The sequence below is a fragment of the Cytophagia bacterium CHB2 genome (assembly GCA_030263535.1).
Classification (GTDB): Bacteria; Zhuqueibacterota; Zhuqueibacteria; order Zhuqueibacterales; family Zhuqueibacteraceae; genus Coneutiohabitans.
Window position 1 is genome coordinate 1 of record SZPB01000467.1, and the last position, 4,137, is coordinate 4,137.

Below are 4,137 nucleotides of genomic sequence, written 5' to 3' on the forward strand. Positions count from 1 at the left end.
GCAGGGTGTCGATGACGTACGCCTCTTGCACGGTGCCCTGCACCACGCCGATGCGCTGACCGGGTGCGAGCTGGCCGAAACCGGTGATGGGAGAACCGGTGGGCACGACGAGCGAGAAGTATCCGAAGTCGTAGCCGTTGGTGAACCCGACGGTGCGGCGCCGGGCGTCGGTGGTGGTGATCGACGAGGACGCCACGTCGAACCGCCGGGAGGCGGTCTGCGCCAGCAGGCCCGAGAAGTCGGTGCCGACGAAGTTGATCCGCAGGCCGAGCTTGTCGGCGATGGCGCGGAGCAGCTCGTTGTCGAAGCCGGTGAACTGGCCGTCGCCCCGAACCCCTTCACGCCCAATGCCGACGGCTATAATGATGAAGTGATTTTCGATCTGCGTGATTTCGAAGGCCAGGAATTGGAGTTGAAGATCTTTGGCCTGCGTGGCGAGTTGTTGCGCGCATTTAACGCAACCCGCGCCGTGGAATTTCGCTGGAACGGGAAGAGTGAAAGCGGTGAGCCGCAATATCCCGGGCCCTATCTTTATTTGCTGACGGATCGGGGCAAAAAGATCGCCTCCGGTTACATCGTGCTTGCGCGTTGATGCCGGCACGACAAACATATTCGAACCAACATACGATGCTTTCGAGAAAACTCACACTGACTCTGGCCGCGCTGTTGTTGACCATGCCGGCCTTTTCGCAAAATTTGCTCGAGCCGAAGCCCATTGATCTGTGGAGCGCGCACGCCAGCCTGAGCAACCCGGCGGCCCCGAGCTATCAGCGCAGCATGTTGCAGCTCGGCATGCGCTTTTATCATCTCGGCTTTGTGGACGGCGCCGCCTCGCAATTCCGTTTGAATTATGCTTCGCTGGTGTTGCCGCATTGGCTGCCGAAAGAGCTGGGCTTCGCCGCGCATGCGCAAAATCTGTCGTTGCCGCTTTATAATCAAAGCTACTTCAGCGTGGCGTTGAGCCGCCGTTTGTCGCCGATTGTTGCGGTGGGGGTGAAGGCGGGCTTGTTTTCGCAGCAATACGATCAAAGTGAATTCGTGTTGATCGATGCCAATGATCCGGTGTTTGCACGCAGCCGCGGCAAAACCGCGCTCGACCTTGGCGCCGGCGTCACGATCTGGCCGTTGCCGTTTGTGTCGTTTGCGTTGAGCCGCGATCATATCAATCAACCGAATCTCGCGCTCGGCGCGCCGGCAATTCCGCTGAAAGCGGAAAACCATCTGGCGCTGAATTTTCATCTGGGCAATGTGCAGACGTCGTTCTTCACCACACGCGCGCATGGCGAATTCCAGACCGGCGGTTTTGTGGAAATGAGCAAGCCCGAATTGGGCTTTGCGCGTCTGGCGCTGAATCAAAACGGTTTTCAGCTCGAAGGCCGGGGCCGGGTTTATGGCCCGATCAGTTTGAATTATACATTTGATTATCCTACCAACGAGCTGAGCGGCAACTCGCTCGGTTCACATGAATTCGCTTTTGTGGTGGAATTTGACCGCGTGTTGCGCCTGCCTCAAATCGAAGAAGCGCCGCGCTTCAGTTATCCCTTTCAAGCGCCGCCGGATTTTTTTCTGACCGCCGCGCGCGCGCTGGTCAAGGCCGAAGCAGAAGAGCTTAACATTATTGCGCAGCGGATCGAGCGCGTGATCGCGCCCGATGTGCCGGCGCATGCGCTGGCTGCGTTGTCGGTTTATAATCTCGGCACGCTTGACAGTACGCTGACCGCTTCCTCTGCCTTGCAGCCGGTGAGTGCCGTGGACCTTTCCGACACCACGGCGCAGCTTGCCGGCAGTTATTCGACGTTTTATCGCCAATCGCTCGGGCAGCTTTCGCGCAGCTTGACGAAAACACCAGCCACCGGTGCCACGATCGTGGCCAATTCGATGTCATTGCCGCGCGCGCTTGCGCTCAAAAATTATCTGAGCAAATCAACGTTGGGTGATTTACAAGTCGGGTTGCCGCGTTTTGACAGCGTGCAGGACAGTTTGCGTTTTTATCGCCGTGTGGGCCGCCGCGCCATCGTGCCGGCAGAGGAAATGATTTCGCTTTCGCCTGCTGCGGCAGTTTTCCAAATTACCAGCACGCATTTTTACACGCCGCCCAAGAAATGGGAATTGGTGGTTGAAGCGGCTGACGGCCAACCCGTGTGGCAGATGACGGGACAGGGGCGCTTGCCCAATCAAATCGTGTGGAATTGGCAGGCGAAAAACGGCAAAACCATCGCGCCCGGCTTTTATCATTATTTTATCACGTGGGAGGGCGCAGACGGAGTCAAAGCGAAATCTCCACAACGGCGTTTGTATGTGCGCAAATTGCAACGCACGGTGAAGATCGAAGTCAAGCGCAAATTCGACGGCGCCACCGAGCCGGCAGATGCCGTTGAAGTGATTTTGCAGCGCTAGTCTCTTAAAAGTTGAATCTTTGCAAAAAAAGCAAAGATTTTTCCAACGGATTGAAAAAACCAACTGATAAAGTTTCTTTCATCCGCTGGTTTTTTCTATCCGTTGGAGATTTTTTTAACTTGACATAGTGAGTCCGCGTTGGGGGAATGCCGCAGAAATTTTAAGCACAACGACGAAACGAATCGCGGTATCAAAAACTAGTACGCTGGTACCTTAGGAGTGCCATTTAAATAACTTACTCATTTTTGAAACCGCGAATGAACGCGAATATTCGCTAATTTCAAAATTCGCGTTTATTAGCGTCCATTCGCGGTTTGTGATATGGGCAAGTTATTTAAGCGAGAATCCTTAATTTTTAGGAGTAGCTCCTTCGAAATGTCATTCAGACGAATCGTGTGAAGTACCCGGCGATTTGCCTGCAACTTCACAAGCTCACTGCTGGATGACATTCAAAGAGGGATAAATTTTTCAAGGTAACAGTACACCGGCAGCATACTTGGCAACTCTTTGGCAGGTAGCACAAAAATTTGGCAGGACACGATCATGTTGGATCTTAGCGTTACATCATTTTTCAAATACGGCGCGCCCGAGCTTAAGCAGAATTACCGCAAGTATCTGACGTGGGGGCTTGTGATTGCCTGTGTGATGCATTTTGCCGCGCTGGGCGCATACATGGGCTATGCCCGATTTTTTCCCGAAGAAGCTGCGCCCCGCGAGGTTCGCATTCAATTGTATCCCGAGCTTTATGAAAAAGTCAACATTCAGCAAGAGCTTGCCGTTGCGCCGCCGCCCATAGCTCCGGCAGGCGCGTCTGCAACCGGCGGGGGAGGCAGTACAAATGCACAAGCTGTGAATGTTGGCCGCGTAGTCGCCGAGCCGGGCGGCAGCCCTGGCGTGCCGCAACGCATTGATCTCGCAGCGGAATTGGGCGATTTGGGCGCGGGCCAGCCGATCCTTTCGCAACCCAAACTTGCCGGCGCCGGTCGCGGCACCGTCACCGGCACGCCGACGGTGGGCAGCACGGATCTGGCGTCTTCATGGGACACAGAGTTGGGTAATGGTAGTCTTGATCTCGGCGGCTTGGACGCGACCACGGCCTTGCCCGGTGAAGGTCGAGGCCGCGGCTTCGGCGGAAGAAATGAAACGGGTGAAGGCATTCGTGTCGGCACCGGCGGCAGCGGCGCAGGAATTGGGCAGAGCTTGGGCAATGGCGCCGGCGATGCCGGTTTGGGAGTGCCGGGAAGCGGAACAGGTCGAGGCCCGGCGCGTGGCGCGGGCGGAGGCGGCTCCGTCAAAGTCGAACTCAAAAACTTGCAGGATTTTGGCGGGAATTACCGCAATTTTACGCCGATTTACCAGGCCCTGGCGGAATGGATGCGCAAGCATCCGCGCGATTTGTCGGAGGTGGTCGATCGCTTCATGGGCTATCAGCCCGGCAATCTTACGGCTTCCGAAACATTCGTGGTCGGCGGCCGCCGGTTCGAAATTTTTCTGCTCTGCGTTGATGCGACCTACGAGATACGCGTTTGCCTGGCCGAAGGCGATGAAATAACCTATCTCATCGATCAAGGCTTCAAAAAGCAAAGCAATTTTTTGCGCGTCGGCACGCTGGCGCGTTTGCCCGGCGAGAAATCGATTCATCGTTTCGGATCGGAATTGCGCGAAGCCTCGGATCACCGCACCCAGGAGTTTTATCAAATCTTTTTGTCGTGGTGGGAAACCGTGAAGCACGAAGTGGAG

Annotated in this window: 3 protein-coding genes; all 3 read left to right on the forward strand. The window is 55.8% G+C overall.

The genetic code is table 11. The features are described 5' to 3' along the window. Positions 1-592 (forward strand): hypothetical protein (locus tag FBQ85_27325; GenBank protein MDL1878844.1); only part of this gene is annotated, 592 nt, incomplete at its 5' end. Then, positions 592-2,397 (forward strand): type IX secretion system membrane protein PorP/SprF, encoded by a 1,806-nt coding sequence (locus FBQ85_27330; GenBank protein MDL1878845.1) that lies wholly within the window; start codon positions 592-594, stop codon positions 2,395-2,397. The genes FBQ85_27325 and FBQ85_27330, both read left to right, overlap by 1 nt. Before the next feature lie 543 nt (positions 2,398-2,940). Then, positions 2,941-4,137, forward strand: a 1,197-nt coding sequence (locus FBQ85_27335) for a hypothetical protein (GenBank protein MDL1878846.1), incomplete at its 3' end; no start/stop codon positions are given.

Excerpts from the sequence above, each read along its gene's own strand:
- FBQ85_27330 (MDL1878845.1), top strand. The coding sequence starts at position 592 with ATGCCGGCACGACAAACATATTCGAACCAACATACGATGCTTTCGAGA.